We start from the raw sequence: 20,236 nt of genomic DNA on the forward strand, positions 1-20,236 counted from the left end.
GCTTTTCCGGCCCACGGCATGCCTATCCAAGGTCATCGATGACGTCCGGCTTACGCCGCATTGGCCGTCCAATGGGCAATGTCCTCGTGCTCGCCGATCAACGCCAGGCCGTGGGCGATCGACAGCAGTTCGCCGCCGCTTTCGATACGGTCGGCCTCGAAGCGCCGCTCGAAGATGCCGCGCACCGCTGGAACGAAAGACGTGCCGCCGGTCAAGAACACCTTGTCGATCGACCCGGGCGCCGTTGCGGTCGACTGCAGCACGTCGTCGAGTGCGCCCTCGATGCGGGCCAGTTCCGGCGCGATCCAGCCTTCGAAGTCGCTGCGGCGAACGGTGCGGCGCGACATTTCGCCGAGCGGGGCGAAATAGAATTCGGTCTCGTCTTCCTGCGACAGCCGCATCTTCGTCGCCGAAATCGCGTTGTAGAGCGGATAGCCCTCGTCATGTTCGATCAGGTCGACGAAGGCTTCGAGCTTTTCCGGCTCGAGGCTCTGGCGCACGAGCTTTTTCAGATCCGTGAAATCTTTCAACGTCTTGAAGATGGACAGCTGATTCCAGCGGCCGAAATTCGCATAGTAATTCGACGGCACTTCAAGCAGCTTGTCGAAGCTCTTGAAGAGACTCCCCTTTCCAATCAGCGGCGAGACGACGTTGTCGATGATGCGGAAGTCGAAATGGTCGCCGGCAATGCCCACACCCGAATGACCGATCGGGGTTGCGGTCAGCCGCCCTGCCTTGGTCTCGAAGCGGATCAGCGAATAGTCGGTGGTGCCGCCGCCGAAATCGGCGACCAGGACCGTTGCATCCTGCTTCAGGTTCTGCGCGAAGTAGAAGGCCGCCGCCACCGGCTCGTAGACGTAGTGCACCTCCGGGAAGCCGAATTCCGAGAGGGCTGCGCCATAGCGTTCAAGCGCGAGCGCCGGATCAGGGCTGGAGCCGGCGAAATGCACCGGTCGGCCGACGACGATGCGGCTATACTGATCCGTCCAGCTGTCGCCTGCATAGTCGCGCAGCTTGTTCAGGAACACCCGCATCAGATCCTCGAAGCTGTGGCGCTTGGCAAAGACCTGCGTGCCCTGGAAGAGGGGGCTTGCGGCAAAGGTTTTGATCGATTGCAGGAAACGACAGTCGCCCGGATTGTCGATGAAGGCGCGGATCGCCGCCTGGCCGGCTTCGACCTTCAGTGCCTGGGCGCCAAGGTTGGCGTCCTTCATGAAGGAAAGCGCGGTGCGCATGGCGTCGGTCGTGCCGGCGAGACTGTCGAACTGCATCGAGTGGGTGGTATCGCCGGCGGCAACGGCAAGCACGGAATTGGTGGTGCCGAAGTCGAAGCCCAGTGCCTTGGCCATATGGTGGTCTCCTTGCGTCTGGCGTCGCTCCGCCGCCCGGAGCAAGCCGGCGGCGCGCAACGCAACATGTAATTTTGTCGGGCCGTCTCCGCATGTTCAGGCGGCCGGCCCCGAAGTCGGCAAAAGACACGTCGTCCGGGCGCCAGAGGGGCGCCGAGTCGAGTGCCGTTTGCGAATGGGATATGCCGGCGCGGACCGCCGGAAGAGTGCGGCGGCCTCGTGGCATGGCTCTTCGGCAAAAGCAAGGCCGAATGGCTCATAGCGTCGGCACGCGACAAAATGATGTATTTACGTTTACGTACACGTCATATAAACATTTGCCCTAAACTCATGACCTCATGCGCAAAAGCGGGCATCGTCTGTCGCATCCCGGCTCGACAAGCCAAACTGCATTTGCCATGACGGAATGATATGTCCTGGGAACTGAACCGGCAGAAGACCGGTGAGACTGGAGAGACGGTATGACCGAGCAAGATCTGCCCGAACGCGAGAGCATGGAGTTCGACGTTGTCATCGTCGGGGCGGGGCCTGCCGGTCTTGCGGCGGCGATCCGGCTGAAGCAGGTCAATCCGGAGCTTTCGGTCGTCGTCTTGGAAAAGGGCGCCGAAGTCGGCGCGCATATCCTCTCGGGCGCCGTCGTCGATCCGATCGGCATCGACCGGTTGCTGCCGGGCTGGCGCGACGAGGCGGATCATCCGTTCAAGACCGAGGTCACGGACGACCACTTCCTGTTCTTGGGCCCGGCCGGCTCAATCCGCTTGCCGAATTTCATGATGCCGCCGCTGATGAACAATCACGGCAACTATATCGTCTCGCTCGGCAATGTCTGTCGCTGGCTGGCAAGCCATGCGGAAGCCCTGGGTGTCGAGATCTATCCGGGCTTTGCCGCGACCGAAGTGCTCTATAACGACGAAGGTGCCGTCATCGGCGTTGCCACCGGCGACATGGGCGTCGAGCGCAACGGCGAACCGGGACCGAACTTCGCCCGTGGCATGGCGCTCTTGGGCAAATATACGCTGATCGGCGAGGGCGTGCGCGGTTCGCTCGCCAAGCAGCTGATTGCGAAATTCGATCTCTCCAGGGATCGCGACGTCCAGAAATTCGGCATCGGCCTGAAAGAGCTCTGGCAGGTGAAGCCGGAGAATCACCGCCCGGGTCTCGTGCAGCACTCCTTCGGTTGGCCGCTCGGCATGAAGACCGGCGGCGGCTCGTTCCTCTACCATCTCGAAGACAACCTGGTCGCCGTCGGCTTCGTCGTGCACCTCAATTACAAGAACCCCTATCTCTTCCCGTTCGAGGAATTCCAGCGCTTCAAGACCCATCCGGCGATCCGCGGCACCTTCGAGGGCGGCAAGCGCCTTTCCTATGGCGCCCGTGCGATCACCGAGGGCGGCTACCAGTCGGTGCCGAAGCTGTCGTTCCCCGGCGGCGCGCTGATCGGCTGTTCGGCCGGTCTCGTCAACGTGCCGCGCATCAAGGGCAGCCACAATGCGGTTCTGTCGGGCATTCTCGCGGCCGAGAAGCTGGCGGCGGCGATCGAAGCGGGCCGCGCCAATGACGAGCCGATCGAGATCGAGCGCGGCTGGCGCGACAGCGCCATCGGCCAGGACCTGAAGCGGGTCAGGAACGTCAAGCCGCTGTGGTCGAAGTTCGGCACGGCGATCGGCGTTGCGCTCGGCGGCTTGGACATGTGGACCAACCAGCTGTTCGGCTTCTCGTTCTTCGGCACGCTGAAGCACGGCAAGACCGATGCCCAGTCGCTGGAGCCGGCAGCGCAGCACCAGAAGATCGATTACCCGAAGCCCGATGGCGTGCTGACCTTCGACCGGCTCTCCTCGGTGTTCCTGTCGAACACCAACCACGAGGAAGACCAGCCGATCCATCTGCAGGTCAAGGATCCGGAGCTGCAGCGCACGTCGGAACTCGACGTCTTTGCCGGCCCGTCGACGCGCTACTGTCCGGCCGGGGTCTACGAATGGGTGGAGAAGGACGGCAAGCCTGTCTTCGTCATCAACGCGCAGAACTGCGTGCACTGCAAGACCTGCGACATCAAGGACCCGAACCAGAACATCAACTGGGTGCCGCCACAGGGCGGCGAAGGCCCGGTCTATCCGAATATGTGATCTTTGGATGGCGGCCGCAGGACCTCCGAGGTTCGCGGAAACGAAATTGTTCGAGGCGCCGGAGGGAACTCCGGCGCCTCTTTTGTATTCGCGCGCACCTGTCGAGCGGTAGTCCGATCATCGAAAAGGCAATCCGTGCCGCTATTGGGAAAGTCCTTGCCGGCAAACCCCGTTAGCTTTCATGGTGTCATCGGCTCGAAGCCGACGAATCCGCAGGCCTTTCGGTCCCTGTTGTTTCGAGTTGGACCGAGCCTTGTGACGCTGCCGATCCCCGCGGTGAGATCGGCAGTGCGACGGGATGCACCGCCAGAACAAAGGGAACGGAAATGAAGAAGCTTCTTGCAACGACGTGCCTGGCCGCCGGCCTTCTTGGCCTTGCAGGTGCGGCCTCGGCCGCCGAATGCGGCGATGTGACGATTGCCAATATGAACTGGCAGAGCGCCGAAGTGCTGGCGAGCGTCGACAAGATCATCCTGGCGGAAGGCTATGGCTGCAACGCCGAGCTCGTCGTTGGCGATACCGTGCCGACGATCACCTCGATGATCGAAAAGGGCCAGCCCGATATCGCGCCGGAAGGCTGGGTGGATCTTCTGCCCGACGTCGTCAATCGCGGCTTCGAAGAAGGCAAGCTCGTCGGTGCCGCCGTCGCACTCTCCGATGGCGCCGTTCAGGGCTGGTGGGTCCCGAAATACATCGTTGACGCCAATCCCGACATCAAGACGATCGACGACGTGCTGAAGCACAAGGAGCTGTTCCCGGATCCGGAAGACGCCAGCAAGGGCGCCGTCTTCAACGGCCCGCAGGGCTGGGGCGGAACGGTAGTGACGACGCAGCTCTACAAGGCCTATGGCGGCGAGGCGGCGGGCTTCACGCTGGTCGACACCGGATCGGCCGCCGGTCTCGACGGCTCGATCGCCAAGGCCTATGAGCGCAAGCAGGGCTGGGTCGGGTACTACTGGGCGCCGACGGCCCTTCTCGGCAAATACGAGATGGTCAAGCTCGGGCATGGGGTCGCGGCGGACGCAGCCGAGTGGAAACGCTGCAACACGGTTGCCGACTGCCCGGACCCGAAGAAGAACGACTGGCCGAAGGACAAGGTCCAGACGCTGGTGACAAAGGCTTTTGCCGATCGCGCCGGCCCGGCCATGGACTACCTCAACAAGCGCGCCTGGACCAACGACACGGTCAACAAGCTGATGGCCTGGATGACCGACAACCAGGCAAGCGGCGAGGAGGGCGCCAAGCACTTCCTTCAGGAAAACCCCGACATCTGGACCCAGTGGGTCTCGCCCGAGGTCGCCGAAAAGGTCAAGGCCGCGCTCTGATTGCGACCGATTGAATCCATGGGCGGCGCGATCCTTGCGCCGCCTCTTTGTTTGACCCCCGGCAACAGCAAAACAACAATCGCGGCCGGTGAGATGTGAAGGGGAATTGGAATGGACTGGTTGACCCAGTTTCCGCATATGGACGACGAAAGCCTGCGGGCGCTGAAGAAGGCTATCGACGAGGGGTTCCGGTCGTTCACGCGCGCCTATGGCGACGCAATCGAAGGTTTCTTCGAACCGCTGCAGTTCTTCCTCATCCAGTCGGAGCGCTTCATGACGAAGACGCCCTGGCCGATCATCCTGGTGCTGATCGCGCTGATCGCTTGGGTGGCGAGTCGGAACTGGAAGATCGTCGCCGGCTGCATCGGTACGCTGCTGCTCATCGGCTACTTCGACATGTGGGACGACACGATGAAGACGATCTCGATGATCTTCGTCTGTACCGTTTTGTCGATCGCCATCGGCATTCCGCTCGGCATCGTCATGTCCCGGTCGGACCGGGTCCAGAACATCGTCAATCCGATCCTCGATGTGATGCAGACCATGCCGAGTTTCGTCTATCTGATCCCGGTCGTGATGCTGCTCGGCATTGGCAAGGTTCCAGGACTGATTGCCGTGGTCATCTACGCGATACCGCCGATGATCCGGCTCACCAATCTCGGCATCCGCCTTGTCGACAAGGACGTGCTTGAGGCAGCCGATGCATTCGGCTCGTCGGCTTGGCAGAAGCTCAAGAACGTGCAGATGCCGCTGGCCCTGCCGACGATCATGGCGGGCATCAACCAGACGATCATGATGGCGCTCGCCATGGTGGTCATCGCCTCGATGATCGGCGTTCAGGGCCTCGGCCAGCCGGTGCTGAAGGCGATTGCCAACCAGTATTTCACGCTCGGCATCTTCAACGGGCTCGCCATCGTCGGCATCGCGATCATCTTCGATCGTGTCAGCCAGGCCTATGGCCATCGCCTGCAGAAGCATCGGGAGATCATCCACGGCTGAGCCGAGCGATCTCAGGAAAAGAAAAGGCCCCGGAGCGGAAACGCGCCGGGGCCATTGTCTTATTGGGGAACTTCTCGGTTTAGGTGCGGGTAGAGAGAATGCCGGTCGAAAGCGCCACGCCGATAGCCGTGACGATTGCGGCCAGCATTTCGAACGGGCCGATTTGCTCGCCGAGCAGGATCGCGCCGCCGATCATCGCCAGCACCGGGGTCAGCGCCGTAAAGGCAGCGGCCTGCGTGCCGCCGAGGCTCTTCACCGCAAAGCCATAGGCGACCATGGCAATGAGGCCGGAGAGGATGCCCTGGCTGGTGATCTGCAGGGCGATCTCCTTGACCGGAACGCTGGCAAGCGTGCTTCCGAAACAGGCGGCAAGCGCCAGATGGATCAGGAACGACCAGGCCGCAATCAAAGCGCTTCCCTGCAGCGGGCTCAGGCCCGAACGGCGGAAGGCGTGGGTGTAGATCGCCCAGAGCGTGGCCGCTGCGGGCAACAGCGCGTATCCGATCCACCCTGTGGACACTGAAACGGCAAGGTTGCGCGTCAGCAGGATAGCGACACCGGCGACGATCGCGGCAAAACCCACCATCCGCATTCGGTCCGGACGCTCGCCAAAGATCGTGATGCCGATCAGGGCGGTGGCAAGCGGCATCGATATCGACCGCAAGGAAGCCGGTCTCGGGCTCACCGTCTTCGTGGAGATCAAGGTGGGACGGCACAGCCGCGAGAATGCGCAGCGGCAGCAGGAGGCGCTGCTCGCCATTCCCGAGGTGGTGTCCTGTTTCCTGATCTCGGGCAATGCCGACTTCCTCGCCGAGGTCGTCGTCGAGGATCTCCCGGCTTACGAGACGCTCTTGACCGAGACGCTGCTTGCCTTGCCGGGTGTCACCGACATCCGTTCGAACTTCGCGATCCGATCGATCAAGACCGGCGGGCCACTGAAGTTGCCCGAGCCGCGCTGAACGGTTGCCATTACCGGTCTCCGAGCGCCGACCGGCACGCGCTCCATTCCCGTTAAGTTTCGGCAAGGTTCTGGAATTGGCCGCAATCGCGATTATCTGATCGCGGTGAGCAGCTTTGCCGCGGCAACGGAGTCAGTGACCCATTCATGAAAATCACGGCGATCTTCAATCGTGAAGGCGGAACCTTCCGCACGACGGATATGGCGGCCTATGGCCGGAAGGTCGAGGAGGTCTTCCATACCGCCGGCCACCAGATCGAAATTGCGACGGTTTCCGGAAGCGAGATGCGCGAGACCTTGGAGCGCACATGCCGCCGCGATGACCTCGATGCGATAATCGCCGGCGGCGGTGACGGCACGATCTCGGCTGCTGCCGGGGTCGCCTGGAAAAACCGCATGCCGCTCGGCGTTGTTCCCGCCGGGACGATGAACCTTTTTGCCCGCACGCTGAAGCTGCCGCTCGATATCTGGAAGGTTCCGGAGGTGCTGGCGAATGGCGTGATCATCGACGGTGACATCGGCAGCGCTGATGGCCGGGCCTTCGTACATCAGTTTTCGATGGGCCTGCATGCCCGCATGGTGCGCTATCGCGAGTCTTTCAGCTTTCGTTCGAGGGCAGGCAAAATCGCCGCAAGCACCCGCGCCGCGGTAGGCGTGATTCTCAATCCGCCCGATTTCGAGATCGAGTTCGACGTCGACGGCCATAAGGAGAGCCGTCATGTTTCGGCGGTTTCAGTCTCGAACAATCCGTTCGGCCGCGATACGCTGATGTATGCCGACGATGTCACAGCCGGCCATCTCGGCTTCTACACGGCGCCGCCCCTGAGCCCGCCGGGCGTGGCCAAGCTCGCCTTTGATGTGATGCGCGGCAAATTCCGCGACAGCCCGCTGATTACCGCCATGAGCGGCCATGCGCTCGATCTGCATTTTCCCAAGGTAGAACGCAAGATCAACTGCGTCATCGACGGGGAGCTCCTGCCGATGGGCCGTGACGTCGCGCTTCGCATTCACCCGGGCGAACTCAAGTTGCTCGTCGGCGCCGACCGCGACGGGTCGGTAATCCAGAAGTAGCCGAAGCCATAGCGATCCGGCAGATTGCCGTGGAGATAGGGCAGGGCGAGTTGCTGCGGCTTCATCGCCGCCTCCGGCACGCCGAGCGACTTCAAGATGTCGAGAAGCCCTTCAGGTGGTTGAGCATCGAGCTTGCCGTTGTCGCTCCAGACCACGAGGAGCGGTCCGGCCGGATGCTCGATCGGAGAGCTGCTGCTGTTGCCGGGGACGAAGACCTTGGCACCGTGCAGGCGCGTGCGCACATTGCCACCAAGCAGCTTGTCCGCGGCGATGACCATCGCCGGCTCGGCTCCCTCCTGTCGGACCACGGTATCGACAAGGGTGCTATAGGGAATGCTGAGCCTCGACAATTTGCCGAACCAGGGGCGAACAACCGCGCGTGCCGAGACGACCACCAAAGTGGTGACGATGATGAAGGCGACGAGCAGCAGGAAGGGGCGAACGCTGCGTGTGGTGTCGACGCCGGAAGCCTCCACCTTGAGGGCCAGGTAAAGCGGCAGCAGGACGAGAAAGAGAACCAGCCATTTCTCGCGCATGTGGGTGGCGCCGACGGCGAGCATGATCAGCAGCACGGCGCCGAGGCACAGCAGCAACATGCGCCCGACGACGCGTGTCCAGTGGTTTTCGGCGCGCCAGATCGTCGGCAGGTCCTTGCGGAAGACGAGAGCGAAGACGATCAGGGGAAGTGCGGCGCCGCGAAGCGTGGCGGCTACCAGCGCAACGATCCCTTTGAGCGCCTTCGTCAGGTAGCTCGTCTGTTGGGCCGTTCCCATTTCATTGAGGGTATTGCGCGAGGCGGCGCCGAGATTTTCGAGAATCCAGTAGCCGTGCGGCAGCGCAATCAGTGTGCAGACGGCGATCGCAACCAGAATGCGCCAGTCGAAGAGCCGGGCGCGAAGCTTCGGCTCGGGCAGGATCGCAAGAATCGCGGCGGTTGGGACGAGTGCGAAGTTGTACTTCGAGATGACGCCGATGCCGACCGCCGCTCCAGTCAGGACGTAGGCGAACAGACTTGGCCGCGTCATCGTCCGGACGAAAGCGTAAAGGAACAGCGATACGGCAAACAGTGCCGCGACCGTATGCGAAAGGTCGCGCTGTGCGAGCAGGAAAATCGGCGGAAAGGTCAGCACGCCGACCGTTGCGATCGCGGTCAGGCGTCGATCGCTGAGGACCTCGCGTGCTGCGAGGCCGTAGAAGAGGCAACACAGAAACAGGAGCCCATTCTTCAGCACCGTCATCGTCGCAAGCGACGGCCCAAAGGCCGAGGTCAGCCCGTATTGCAGCCAATTGTAGAACGGGGGCTGCGAACCATAGCCGAGCATCAGGAACTGCGAGACGAAGGCCTGTTCCGACTCGTCGATTTCGAGCGATGTGGAAATGGCGAGGCGTAAGCCGATGCAGAGCAGAAAGTAACCGGCGATCAGCGCAACGACGGTGTTTGGCCGACGATTGACGACGTCAAGCATCGGCCGGGTCCCGGACGAAGACCTGCCGCACGATGTAGTTGGTGGTACCGTCGTCGCGGAAATAGGTTCGCGCCATCATCTCAGCGAGAATGCCTGTCGTGATGAGCTGAACGGACGAAAGGAACAGCATGACACCGACGATCAGCATCGGTCGCGTTCCGATATCGTTGCCGAGGATGAACTTGTCGAAGCCGAGATAGATCAGGATCAGCGCGCTGAGCGCGCCGGTCGCAAGCCCGATCGATCCGAAGAAGTGCCCTGGGCGCGCTTTGTAACGCATGAAGAAGAGCACCGACAGCAGATCGAGAATCACGCGGAAGGTTCTGGAGATCCCATACTTGGATTGGCCGTGCTGCCGTGCGTGATGGGTAACGGGCATCTCGCCGATGCGGCTGCTCGGCACCACGCCGGCGACCCAGGCGGGGATGAAGCGGTGCATTTCCCCCATCAGCTTCACCTGCTTGATGACCGAGGTGCGATAGACCTTCAGGCTGCAGCCATAGTCATGCAGCCTGACGCCGGTGATCTTGCCGATCAGGCGATTGGCGCACCAGGACGGGATCTTCCTGAGCAGGAGACCATCCTGCCGGTTCTTTCGCCAGCCGACCAACAGGTCGAGCTCGCGCTCCTCGATCGCCTTGACCATTTCGGGAATATCGGCCGGATCGTTCTGCAGGTCGCCGTCAAGCGTGGCGATCAGGCGCCCGGCGGCAGCGTCGATGCCGGCCTGCATCGCTGCCGTTTGCCCGAAGTTCTTCTGCAATTCGACAATCTTGAGATCGAGGCCCGGATCGGAAAGAGCCATTCTTGCATTTGCCAGCGTTCGGTCGGTGCTGCCGTCGTCAACGAGGATCAGTTCCCACGGAGACGGAAAGTTCGCCAGCGCATCGCGGACACGTGTGATCAGCGGCTGGACGCTGTCCTCTTCGTTGAACACGGGAATGACGACGGATAGTTCAATGGGGTACATAGGAACAGCTCGTACATGCGGCGCTTACAATGCCGCAAGATTTGGATTGGGCTACATAACCGTTTTCTTGCACAGTTATCAGTGATAACCAACGTTCAATCTTGCGTTTCAACACGGGAAATCGAGACCTGATGACTTCGGATTGCGAGTCCGATCGGCGATCCTGGTTCGCCCGCAACCGGATGACATTACTTTCGGCAGGTGCCATTGCGGCCTATGCGGCCTTCGTCGAATGGTTCTGGGGATGGCCGGCGCTGCTGAGGCAATGGTCCGAGATCGGCTTCAGTTCCGCCGTCTCGGCTCTGGTGCTGCTTGTCGCAACCTATTTCATTCGCTGCTATCGCATCTACGATTACTTCCCGAACGAAACGGCGGGGCGCTTCCTGCCGCTGTTTCGCGTCACCCAGGTCCATAATCTCCTCAACATCATGCTGCCGTTTCGTGCCGGGGAAACGAGCTTTCCGCTGCTGATGCGCTCGGAGTTTTCCGTGCCGCTCGCGCGCGGCACGTCCGCTCTTCTGGTGATGCGCCTGCTCGACCTGCACGCCCTTCTCGTCGTTGCGGCCGTCGGCCTCGTCATCGGCCGCGGATCAGCCGCGCTGTGGATTGCATGGCTTGCCGCGTTCGTCTCGCCGCTTCTCTTCTTCCTGCTGAAGGATCAAGTGATTGCGCTGGCGCGTCGGCTGTTGCCGACAAAGCTCGATGTCATTGTCGACGAATTGGAGGCGGGCGTCCCGGCCAATATCGTCGCGTTCCTGCGCGCCTGGGGCATGACCATCCTCAACTGGGCGGTCAAGGTGCTTGTCCTTGCCTGGGTGCTGGCCTTCATGGGCGTTGCGCCGCTGGCCGCCTGTTTCGGTGGTGCCCTCGGCGGCGAACTTTCCTCGGTGCTGCCGATGCATGCGCCCGCTGGCGTCGGCACCTATCCGGCCGCGATCGCGGCCGGGGCAGTGTCCTTCGGCGCTGGCGCCGATCGCGCCGGAGTGGAACAACTCGCGGCGGCCGGCGTCAACGCACATCTCTTGATCATCGTGTCCGCGGTGGCGGGCACGATGCTGTCGATGGCGCTCGGGAGACGGCGCTGAGCAATTCCAGGAAAAGTGTGAAGCAGTTTTCCGTCCGGAATTGCGCAATTCCAATGGTTACTGGAACGAGGTTTCGTAGAAGCTTCTGAGCTTGCGGGAATGCAGCTTCTCCGGCGGCATGGCCGCAAGCTTCTGCAGCGCAAGGATGCCGATCTTCAGGTGCTGGCTGACCTGTGTCTTGTAGAAGGCGGTCGCCATGCCCGGCAGCTTCAATTCGCCATGCAGCGGCTTGTCCGATACGCAGAGCAGCGTTCCATAGGGCACGCGGAAGCGGAAGCCGTTGGCGGCGATCGTCGCCGATTCCATGTCGAGCGCAATGGCGCGGGCCTGCGACAGGCGCTTGACCGGGCCGCGCTGGTCGCGAAGTTCCCAGTTGCGGTTGTCGATGGTTGCGACGGTTCCGGTGCGCATGATCTGTTTGAGGTCGTAGTCCCGGTAGCCGGTGACCTCGGCAACGGCGTCCTGCAGTGCCACCTGCACTTCCGCGAGCGCCGGCAAGGGGATCCAGACCGGAAGGTCGTCGTCGAGAACGTGATCCTCGCGCATATAGGCATGCGCGAGCACGTAGTCACCAAGGCGTTGGCTGTTGCGAAGACCGGCGCAGTGGCCGAGCATCAGCCAGACATGCGGGCGCAGCACAGCGATATGGTCGGTGATCGTCTTGGCGTTGGACGGGCCGACGCCGATATTGACCATGGTGATGCCGCCGTGCCCCTTCTTCTTCAAATGATAGGCGGGCATCTGCGGCAGCCGTGCGAGCGTATAGTCGGTCTCCGGCTTGTCGGCGCCGGCGGGCGTGATGATGTTGCCGGGCTCGACGAAGGCCGTGTAGCCGTTGCCGCCTTCGGCCATCTGCTGGCGGGCCCAGGCACAGAACTCGTCGATATAGAACTGGTAGTTCGTGAAGAGCACGAAGTTCTGGAAGTGCGTGGCGTTCGTCGCGGTATAATGGCTGAGCCGCGCCAGCGAGTAGTCGATGCGCTGAGCGGTGAAGGGCGCAAGCGGCGAGGGTTCACCGGGGCCCGGCTCGTAGGAGCCGTTGGCGATCTCGTCGTCGGTCGTCGTCAGGTCAGGCGCATCGAACAGATCGCGCAGCGGAATGTCGATGGTGTTTGCCGCCGACGCCTCCACATAGGCGCCCTCGCCAAAGGCAAAATGCAGGGGGATCGGGGTTGCCGATTCCGAGACGGTGACGCCGAGGCCGTGGTTCCGTATGAGATGCCCGAGCTGTTCCTTCAGATAGTGCCGGAAAAGCTTCGGCCGGGTGATCGTGGTCGTATAGACGCCGGGCGCGCTGACATAGCCAAAGGACAGGCGGGAATCGACATGTCCGAAGCTGCTCGTCTCGATGCTGACCTGCGGGTAGCAGGCACGATAGCGGGTGAGGGGCTCATCGGACTTGCCCAGGCCCTCGAACGCTTCGCAGAGGAACCGGGTATTGCGCTCGTAGAGCGCCTCGAGGCAATCGACAGCAGCCGCAGGATCGTCGAAGTATTGCGGCTCGAAAGGCTCAGGCGTTGCGACGGAAAGGACGGAGTGTGAAGAGATTCGCTTGTTCATGTCGCATTATAGGCTGCGGCTTCTGACAAGCAAACGACAAGATATTGGCTTGCACAACCGCGCTGCGGCCTCAGGTCATCGGTTCAACGCGGGCCCGCGAGGATGACCGCGCTGCCGAGAAGGGCGATGGTCATGCCGGCCAGATCCCAGCGGTCGGGCCTGACCCCTTCGGCAAGCCAGAGCCAGAGCAGCGACGCGGCGATGTAGACGCCGCCATAGGCCGCGTAGGCGCGGCCCGCAGCTTCGCTGTCGATCCAGGTGAGGAGCCAGGCGAAAAGTGCCAGGGAGGCCATGCCTGGAATAAGCCAGACGATGGATTTATCGAGCTTCAACCACGCCCAGAAGGCAAAGCAGCCGGCGATTTCGGCAAGGGCGGCAAGCGTATAGACGAGATAGGCGGGCATCGGGGCTGACAAGGGGCTGTTGTGGCGAATCCCACAATCGTATCCAATTAGGGGAAACAAGCAGAAACTCAAAGTGCTGCAGCAACCTTGGCGTATCTTAAAAGAAGCACGACGCTGCAGGTGCGAGAGGACGCCAAGCGCAAGTCGGAAAGAACAAAGGGGCGCGAGCGCCCCTTTCATGCAATCCGATCGGGTGGCACCCGCCTCACGTCATCGATTGACGCTGCAGGGTGACGAAGAGGACGAGGCCCGCGCCCTGTTTGCCGATGCCGGCACCGTTGGCCTTGGAGTAGGCAAGCGCTCCAACCGGTGCCATCAGCAGGCCGGCCAGTGCAAGCACGCGCAGCGAGAGAAACGCGGATGTCGAAAGAGCGGCCAGCATGTTCGTTTCTCCATCAGATCACGCGGTGATCGGTTTCACTTGGCGGCGGAGCAGGGCGTAGCCCGTCTCGTCCCGGGTTAGAGTTTGGCCTGGCAGTATTGCGCCGTATGCGCGGTGCAATCCGTCAGCGAACCGAGATAGGTATTGGTGCGGCGACGTTCGGTGTCCGCGCTGACGGCAGCGGCGAGAGTTACAGCGAAAACGACCATCAGAAGGCTGATGATGGTGAGGCGCCGAGCAAGGATATCCATGGTTCTGTCCGTTGTTTGGAGGCAGGTTCAAATCGATTGAGTGTGTTTTCGCACACCCAAACTGAATTGATGCTGAGATGTCCGTTCATCTGGCGTTCATCTTCGGTTGCATGGCGAGCCGCGCTGCACGGACCGGGAGATCGAGACCGGCGCGATCACAGTGGGTGCGCAAGGAGGAGCCAAGGGGGCGGCGCTGCGAACGGTCGCGTAACAGCGAAGTCCATGGACCGCACATGCAAAAAGGGCAGCCGATGGCCGCCCTTTCAATTCGTCAATGTGTCCGGTGCCGCCGTATCGCGCGCTTAGAGGCGCGTCCAGGTCTGTGACTTGCAGAGCACTTTCAGGACGCAGCCCTTCATCTTCAGCGAATTGCCGTTGACGGCGCCAGAACCGCTATAGGTCTTGTCGGTATCCGGATCGGTGATTTCGCCCGAATAGCTGCCGTCGGTACCGGCGAGGTTGCCGATGCGCTTGCCGGCATGCTTGCCGGTCTTCAGCGTCACGCAAAAGGCTCCGCCACAAGGCACAATCTCCGCGGTCGCGCCGCTTGCGGTCTTCCAGTTGCCGACGATCGGTTCTGCCGCGGCCGCCGTCCCGGCAATGCCAAGGGCGAGCGTCGCGGTCATGAGCAAGGTACGTAACATTCCAGTCCTCCAGATCGAGGCTGCCGGCGTGGTCCGCTCCGCCGGCAGCTTTAGATGTCCTCGTATGCAAAAAGGCAGTCTCCTCACTGCCGCGCGCACGATAGCTTACGCGCACGTAAAGGTAAACAAGCCAAACGGCGGCTTTTGCCGCTTTTTCTTGGCCGTTTCAAGCAGGTCGAAATCTAGGAAATCCTGGCGGCTCTGCCACCGTCGATCTTTTCGTGGTTAGCGTTTGGTTGAAATCGGCAGTTGAATTTTTCGTAAATTTTGAAGCGAATGCGCCGGATTCCCGGACTTCCGATGTTTAACAAAAACTCAAGTTTACCAAGTGTTTGAACTTTGTTTGTCGCAAATTAAGCATGCATTTTAAGCGCGCATTGAAAGCCCTGCTGCATATTGGAGCCATAAGACGAGCGGACAAAAACGCTCCGAAAAACCACCGAAGACGACGCTGCAAAAAGACGGCGCGCTCCGGAAAGGCCCGCAAAGAGGCAAGGTCGAACAGGGACCAAAACAAGTGCTGATCTGGAGCATGGTCCGCCCCAAACGGGCGGGCCGCTTCGGAAGAACCAACCAGGCAAGACAGGGACAAGACAATGGCACGCTTTGATATGCAGATTGCTTCGGATGCCGCGATGGGTGGTGACAACCAGGCGGAAATCTTCTGTGAAATGGGTCTGGCCTATGCGACCGGCCACGGTCGCCCGGTCGATCTCGTCGCCGCCCACAAGTGGCTGAACATTGCCGCGATCAAGGGCTGCGACCGTGCAGTCGATCTGCGCGCCGATCTGGCGATGACGATGAGCAAGGCAGATCTCGCCGCAGCTCTGCGCGCCGCTCGCGAATGGATGACGGTTCATTGAACCAAATGAGCGGCACCCAGAGGGGCGCCGCCCGACAGCCGGACTCTGAAAGCTGGATCAGGCCAGCTTTTTCAGAACCTCGGGCAGCGCGGCCTCAAACAGGGCCATCTCCGCTTCCGGTCCGGTACTGACACGGACGCAGCGGTTAAGGGGCGCCACTCCCGGCATCCGGATGAAGATGCCATGGTCGTTCATCAGGGTATCGACGATCGCGCGGGCAAAGACCGCATCCCGGCCGCAGTCGATCGCCACGAAGTTCGTGGCCGAAGCGAGCGGCGACAAGCCGTTCTCTGTGCCGATCGCAGCGATACGCTGGCGAGAGGCCGCAATCTTAGCCGTCACTTCTTTCAGATACTCCTGGTCCGCAAGCGCGGCGATCGCCGCAGCGACACCAATCCGGTTCATGCCGAAGTGGTTGCGGATCTTGTCGAATGCCTGGGCGGTGCCCGGCGTGGCGATCACATAGCCGATACGTGAACCGGCGAGCCCGTATGCTTTCGAGAAAGTGCGCGTGCGCACGACGTTCGGGCGATCGATCAAGGCATCGATGGCCGGCAGGGATTCGGCCGGCGCTGTTTCGCAGTAGGCTTCGTCCAGAATAAAGAGCGTTGTTTCCGGAAGGGCCCTGGCAAACTCGACGATGCGGTCTGCCGGCCACCAGCTCCCCATCGGATTGTCGGGATTGGCGAAATAGACGAGCGGCGCATTTTCCCGCTTCACGGCCGCAAGCAAGCCGTCGAGGTCCTCTCGGTCGCCGGCATACAGCACCGTGACCAGCCGGCCGCCATGGCCGACAACGTGGTAGTTGAACGTGGGGTAGGCGCCAAGCGATGTGACGACCGGTATACCCGGCTCGATCACACTGCGGACGATCTGGCCGAGCAACCCGTCGATGCCTTCACCGATCGCGATATTGGCCGGCGTGGTGCCGAGGTGGGCCGCAAGTGCCTGCTTCAGGTCGTGGTTTTCCGGGTCGGCGTATTTCCAGGTTCCGCCGGCTGCTTCCCGGATCGCCGAGAGCACGCTTTCGGCGGGGCCGAAGCCGCTTTCGTTGGCTCCGATTCGCGCGGCGATCGGGCGACCCCTCTGGCGTTCGATGGCCTCCGGCCCGACAAACGGAATTGTTGACGGCAGGGATTGGATGAGCGGCGTGAAGCGAGAAAATGCGGACATGCTGAATAATGGGCCCCGTTCGAATAACGTCACGGGGAACTTATCGCATGCTTTGACAATTCGGAATCATTCCCGCGAGAAAAGCTGCAGGAATTCCGGTGCTCTTCGTTTCGCGCCGATTGTCGGACTACAGCCGCGGCTTTGCTTTCTTGACCTGCCCGGTGAAGAACTCTTGCCGGATGATCTCGCGCAGTAGGGTCTGCTCGATCGGCTTGATGAACTGGACACCGATGCGCTCGCCGTTGCGATAGACCTCGGCGCAACCGATCCTGAGCGGCGTGCCGACGATATGCAGATAATAGTGTTGGGGCAGGCCGATGTTGGTGTCGACGGCAAAGCTCGCGCCGCCACGCGAAATGTCGATCATCCGGCAGGATCGCACGGAGACGCTGCCGAGCCCCGGCTGCACAGCGGTCAGCGTGCCAGCGTGCCCGATGGAGAATCGCTCATAGCGCCGCTCGTAGAAAGGCGACGGGACGCAGGAGTACATCGTCTGGTTCTGCATGCGTCATTCTCCGCCAGTGCCGGGTCGGACGGTGCGATCAGTTTCTGATCGCATTCCTTGACCCCGGACAATTCATTTGTCCCACATTGTATCGGTGGGCGATTTCCACCGATGCTAGAATCACTTTTGCAGAAGAAACTTGCAATCCCCTGAAATCGATCACTAAAAATCTAATGTCGCACGGCCTGCTTTGAAGGGTCAGATCCCGCCAGTTGAAAATTGCATGCGGATCAGCCGGCGCAGGAAGTCCGGCGAAAGCAGCATATTGAAGCGCACGCCAAGCTCTGCGCCTTCGCGATGGACCTGCGAACAGCCGATTTCCTCTTTGAATCCCTCGATTTCCAGGAAAAAATGTTTGGGTATCAAGATTGCCGCGTTGAAGTCGAGCATTGCGCCGGCGATCGAGATATGGCGCAGCAGGCATTGATATTTGGTCTTCGCTTTCAGATGCTGGCCGATGACGAGGATGCGGCAGGGCCGTTCGATGAAGTAGTGCTGATGGGTCGTCGCAAGCTGGCCGGGCTTTCCTTCCGCGACATGCATCTTCATGGACATGGCAAGCTCCGAGACCGATAGCCTTTCGCAACCTTCGGCAACGTTGTCGTCGATGGAATCGACGGCCGTGCCGCTATCGTGTTTCAGCTAAGTGCATCGACTTGCTTCGACCTTGCGCCGGCCAACGCGCGTGTCACGGAATAAATTATGATGCGTGCGTACATTGAAAGCCCCCACCTCATACGTAATACTTTGGTCAGGCATGACCGGGACGCCCGATGTGGTGATTCCGCGGGACAGATGGGTGAGGGCATCGTTCGTCGTTTAAGCTGGGCAAGGCGAAGAACGATGGTCGGTGCCGGAGGGAAGGGCATGTTCATGGGGCATTTGCGGCATTGGCTGCCGCTCTCTATTCTTTGTATGGCGTTGTTTGTGTCGGCGTCCGATGCGTGGGCTGCCAAGCGCGTCGCACTGTTGATCGGCAACGAGAAATATGAAGCGACGTCACCGCTCAACAACCCTGCCAATGACGTGGAACTGATGAAGGCCTCCTTCGAGGAGGCCGGTTTCGATACCGTCACGACGGTGCACGACGTTAGTCGCCAGGGCATGGTGAAGGCGTTGCGCGAGTTCGAAGATCTCGCAACCGGCGCCGAAGTCGCGATCGTCTATTATTCCGGCCACGGAATGGAGATGAACGGCGAGAATTTCCTGCTTCCCGTCGACGTGCAATTGAAAACCGACAAGGACGTGGAGGACGAGGCGATCGGGCTCGACCGGGTTCAGCGTTCGCTCGAAGGCGCCACCAAACTCAAGCTCGTTATTCTCGACGCCTGCCGCAACAATCCCTTTGAACAGAGCATGACACGCTCGATCTCGACCAGGGCGGTTTCGCGTGGGCTGGCGCGTGTCGAACCGGAATCAGCCGACCTGCTCGTCGCATTTGCCTCCAAGGCTGGCACGGTCGCGCTCGATGGGGAGGGCAAGAACAGCCCCTTCGCCACCGCACTCGCCAAATACCTGACCGAACCCGGCGTCGATGTCCGCATTGCGCTCGGTAAGGTACGCGATGAGGTGGTGTCGGTGACCAATCGCGGCCAGGAGCCGTTCGTTTACGGGTCGCTCGGTGGTGCGCAGATCTTCCTCAATATCAAAGAGGTGAACATCAGTATCACTAACAATGGCGGCCAACTGTCGCCGAACAGCCAATCCGAGGCGGCTGCCGACTGGCAGAACATCCGCGATCTCGCCGACAAGGATCTGCTAACCGCCTTCCTGGCCAAGCATGGATCGGACCCGGTCTATAAGATGCTTGCCGAAAAGAAGCTGAAGCTTCTGACTGAGGCCGAGCAGACGTCGAGCGTGACGCCTGACGAGATTGCCTGGGAAGCCTTGAAACAGTCGACCGATGCGGCGGCGCTGACGCGCTTCATTGAGCGCTATCCTGACAGCAAGTATAAAGCCGAAGCCGAGCAGCAGATCGCGGCGCTCGAGCCGCAAAAGGGTCTCAACGTCTCGCCGACCGGCAAGGACACCCAGGCCTCGCGCGATTGCTATCTGCTGGCAGGCGAGCCGCAATCGATGCCGGGCTTCCTCGGGGTCAATTTCCTGAAGCTCGATTCCGAGCGGGCTTTGACCGCCTGCGCCCAGGCCGTCAACGAAAACCCGGACGATATGATGCTCGTCAACATGCTGGGTCGGGCGCAAGATGCCGGCCGCAATTATGTCGACGCGCGACGCAACTACCGGAAGGCGGCCGACGGCGGCAACATGTATGCGCTGACGAATCTGGCTTGGTTCTCAGTCTATGGGACCGATGGTCCGGTGGACGTAGACCAGGGCAAGCGCATGTTCGAGGAGGCGGCGAGAGGCGGCAACGCCTACGGCCAGGCGTCGCTCGGCTGGCTCTATCGTGAGGGTTACGGCGGCATCGCGCAGGACTATGCCGAGGCTGCCAGGTGGTACGAGCAGGCGGCCAATCAGGGCTATGCCAACGCCATGGCAACGATGGGTTGGTTCTATCGGGAGGGGCTCGGCCTGCCCAAGGACCTGGCGCAATCGCTGTCCTGGTACAAGAAAGCAGCCGAAAGCGGCGACACCAATGCCATGTCGTCACTCGGATGGGCCTATCAGAACGGATTGGGGACCGAGCAGAATTATGGCGAAGCCAAGGTCTGGTATGAGAAGGCGGCCAATATGGGCGATTCTTATTCCATGGCATTGCTCGGCTGGTTCTACGATATCGGCAACGGTGTCTCGCAGGACTATGTGCAGGCGCGCACCTGGTACGAGATGGCCGCGAATGCCGGCAGCGCCTACGCCATGGGCAATCTGAGCCGTCTCTATGATTACGGCCTCGGTACCAAGGCAGACGCAAAGGAGGCGGTTCGCTGGGCCGCAGCCAGCATCGAGGGCGGCGACCCGGCCAAGCTGGAAGAATTGCGAACGCAGCCCAACAACTTCACGCCGGCGTTCCGCAAGGAAATGCAGGCGCTGCTTAAGAACCGCGGCTACTATGGTGGACCGATTGACGGCGACTTCGGTGCCGCCACTCAGCAGGCGATCGAGCGTCTCGCACGCAAATCGTAGGGCATGAGAGGCAAGACTCGCGGA

The 20,236-nt window shown here is 61.3% G+C and carries 18 protein-coding genes and 2 pseudogenes; 8 read left to right on the forward strand and 12 right to left on the reverse strand.

Going from position 1 to position 20,236, the window contains the following annotated elements; genetic code table 11:
* Positions 1–50 precede the first annotated feature (50 nt).
* Positions 51–1,349: an Hsp70 family protein gene (locus IB265_RS05155; RefSeq protein ID WP_057250363.1), complete on the reverse strand. Its 1,299-nt coding sequence runs from the start codon at positions 1,347–1,349 to the stop codon at positions 51–53.
* A 461-nt stretch (positions 1,350–1,810) separates the two neighbouring features.
* On the opposite strand from IB265_RS05155, the gene IB265_RS05160 reads away from it, so the two are divergent.
* The 3 genes from IB265_RS05160 (at position 1,811) to IB265_RS05170 (ending at position 5,796) form a co-directional block, all read left to right on the forward strand.
* The gene (locus IB265_RS05160) at positions 1,811–3,472 is read left to right on the forward strand and encodes an electron transfer flavoprotein-ubiquinone oxidoreductase (protein WP_093232129.1); all 1,662 of its coding nucleotides are present in this window, start codon (positions 1,811–1,813) and stop codon (positions 3,470–3,472) included.
* A 326-nt stretch (positions 3,473–3,798) separates the two neighbouring features.
* Positions 3,799–4,797: an ABC transporter substrate-binding protein gene (locus IB265_RS05165; RefSeq protein ID WP_057252857.1), complete on the forward strand. Its 999-nt coding sequence runs from the start codon at positions 3,799–3,801 to the stop codon at positions 4,795–4,797.
* 111 nt (positions 4,798–4,908) lie between these two features.
* Positions 4,909–5,796, forward strand: a complete 888-nt coding sequence (locus tag IB265_RS05170) for a proline/glycine betaine ABC transporter permease (RefSeq protein WP_057252855.1) — start codon at positions 4,909–4,911, stop codon at positions 5,794–5,796.
* A gap of 79 nt (positions 5,797–5,875) precedes the next feature.
* Here the strand turns inward: IB265_RS05170 and IB265_RS05175 are convergent.
* Positions 5,876–6,448 (reverse strand): annotated as a pseudogene (locus IB265_RS05175) (DMT family transporter); the annotation flags it as partial.
* Here IB265_RS05175 and IB265_RS05180 point away from each other — a divergent pair.
* Positions 6,447–6,755, forward strand: a pseudogene (locus tag IB265_RS05180) (Lrp/AsnC family transcriptional regulator); the annotation flags it as partial. The pseudogenes IB265_RS05175 and IB265_RS05180 sit on opposite strands and share 2 nt — an antisense overlap.
* 146 nt (positions 6,756–6,901) lie before the next feature.
* The gene (locus IB265_RS05185; protein ID WP_057252850.1) at positions 6,902–7,825 is read left to right on the forward strand and encodes a diacylglycerol kinase family protein; all 924 of its coding nucleotides are present in this window, start codon (positions 6,902–6,904) and stop codon (positions 7,823–7,825) included.
* Here the strand turns inward: IB265_RS05185 and IB265_RS05190 are convergent.
* The gene (locus IB265_RS05190) at positions 7,762–9,291 is read right to left on the reverse strand and encodes a glycosyltransferase family 39 protein (protein WP_057252848.1); all 1,530 of its coding nucleotides are present in this window, start codon (positions 9,289–9,291) and stop codon (positions 7,762–7,764) included. The two genes, IB265_RS05185 and IB265_RS05190, sit on opposite strands and share 64 nt — an antisense overlap.
* Complete coding sequence (locus IB265_RS05195; RefSeq protein WP_057252846.1) at positions 9,284–10,261, reverse strand: glycosyltransferase family 2 protein; 978 nt, start codon at positions 10,259–10,261, stop codon at positions 9,284–9,286. Before IB265_RS05195 ends, IB265_RS05190 begins: the two co-directional genes overlap by 8 nt.
* 131 nt (positions 10,262–10,392) lie before the next feature.
* Between IB265_RS05195 and IB265_RS05200 the strand changes: the two genes are divergently transcribed.
* Positions 10,393–11,346, forward strand: a complete 954-nt coding sequence (locus IB265_RS05200; RefSeq protein WP_057252844.1) for a lysylphosphatidylglycerol synthase domain-containing protein — start codon at positions 10,393–10,395, stop codon at positions 11,344–11,346.
* Positions 11,347–11,403: 57 nt separating this feature from the next.
* Here the strand turns inward: IB265_RS05200 and IB265_RS05205 are convergent, their stop codons facing one another.
* The 5 genes from IB265_RS05205 to IB265_RS05225 form a co-directional block, all read right to left on the reverse strand.
* Entirely contained in the window at positions 11,404–12,906 is a 1,503-nt protein-coding gene (locus IB265_RS05205; protein ID WP_057252842.1) for an AMP nucleosidase, read from the reverse strand.
* An 83-nt stretch (positions 12,907–12,989) separates the two neighbouring features.
* The gene (locus tag IB265_RS05210) at positions 12,990–13,310 is read right to left on the reverse strand and encodes a YnfA family protein (protein ID WP_057252839.1); all 321 of its coding nucleotides are present in this window, start codon (positions 13,308–13,310) and stop codon (positions 12,990–12,992) included.
* Between the two features lie 205 nt (positions 13,311–13,515).
* Positions 13,516–13,692, reverse strand: a complete 177-nt coding sequence (locus IB265_RS05215; protein ID WP_162261310.1) for a hypothetical protein — start codon at positions 13,690–13,692, stop codon at positions 13,516–13,518.
* A 77-nt stretch (positions 13,693–13,769) separates the two neighbouring features.
* A complete protein-coding gene (locus IB265_RS05220) occupies positions 13,770–13,943 on the reverse strand; it encodes a hypothetical protein (protein WP_093232134.1) in 174 nt (57 codons plus the stop codon).
* Positions 13,944–14,245: 302 nt separating this feature from the next.
* Positions 14,246–14,587: a DUF2147 domain-containing protein gene (locus IB265_RS05225; protein ID WP_057252837.1), complete on the reverse strand. Its 342-nt coding sequence runs from the start codon at positions 14,585–14,587 to the stop codon at positions 14,246–14,248.
* Positions 14,588–15,183: 596 nt separating this feature from the next.
* On the opposite strand from IB265_RS05225, the gene IB265_RS05230 reads away from it, so the two are divergent.
* Positions 15,184–15,450, forward strand: coding sequence for a sel1 repeat family protein (locus tag IB265_RS05230; protein ID WP_057252835.1), 267 nt, complete (start codon positions 15,184–15,186; stop codon positions 15,448–15,450).
* A gap of 57 nt (positions 15,451–15,507) precedes the next feature.
* Here the strand turns inward: IB265_RS05230 and IB265_RS05235 are convergent, their stop codons facing one another.
* The 3 genes from IB265_RS05235 to IB265_RS05245 all read right to left on the reverse strand — a co-directional run bounded on the left by IB265_RS05235 (position 15,508) and on the right by IB265_RS05245 (position 17,683).
* Positions 15,508–16,623, reverse strand: coding sequence for a pyridoxal phosphate-dependent aminotransferase (locus tag IB265_RS05235; RefSeq protein WP_057252833.1), 1,116 nt, complete (start codon positions 16,621–16,623; stop codon positions 15,508–15,510).
* A gap of 127 nt (positions 16,624–16,750) precedes the next feature.
* On the reverse strand, positions 16,751–17,128 hold the full coding sequence (locus IB265_RS05240; RefSeq protein WP_057252832.1) for a PilZ domain-containing protein: 378 nt from the start codon (positions 17,126–17,128) through the stop codon (positions 16,751–16,753).
* A 198-nt stretch (positions 17,129–17,326) separates the two neighbouring features.
* On the reverse strand, positions 17,327–17,683 hold the full coding sequence (locus IB265_RS05245; protein WP_057252830.1) for a hypothetical protein: 357 nt from the start codon (positions 17,681–17,683) through the stop codon (positions 17,327–17,329).
* A 288-nt stretch (positions 17,684–17,971) separates the two neighbouring features.
* On the opposite strand from IB265_RS05245, the gene IB265_RS05250 reads away from it, so the two are divergent.
* Positions 17,972–20,212 (forward strand): caspase family protein, encoded by a 2,241-nt coding sequence (locus IB265_RS05250; RefSeq protein WP_057252828.1) that lies wholly within the window; start codon positions 17,972–17,974, stop codon positions 20,210–20,212.
* Positions 20,213–20,236 lie beyond the last annotated feature (24 nt).

The organism is Ensifer sp. ENS10 (genome assembly GCF_014852025.1).
In the GTDB taxonomy this organism is placed as follows: domain Bacteria; phylum Pseudomonadota; class Alphaproteobacteria; order Rhizobiales; family Rhizobiaceae; genus Ensifer.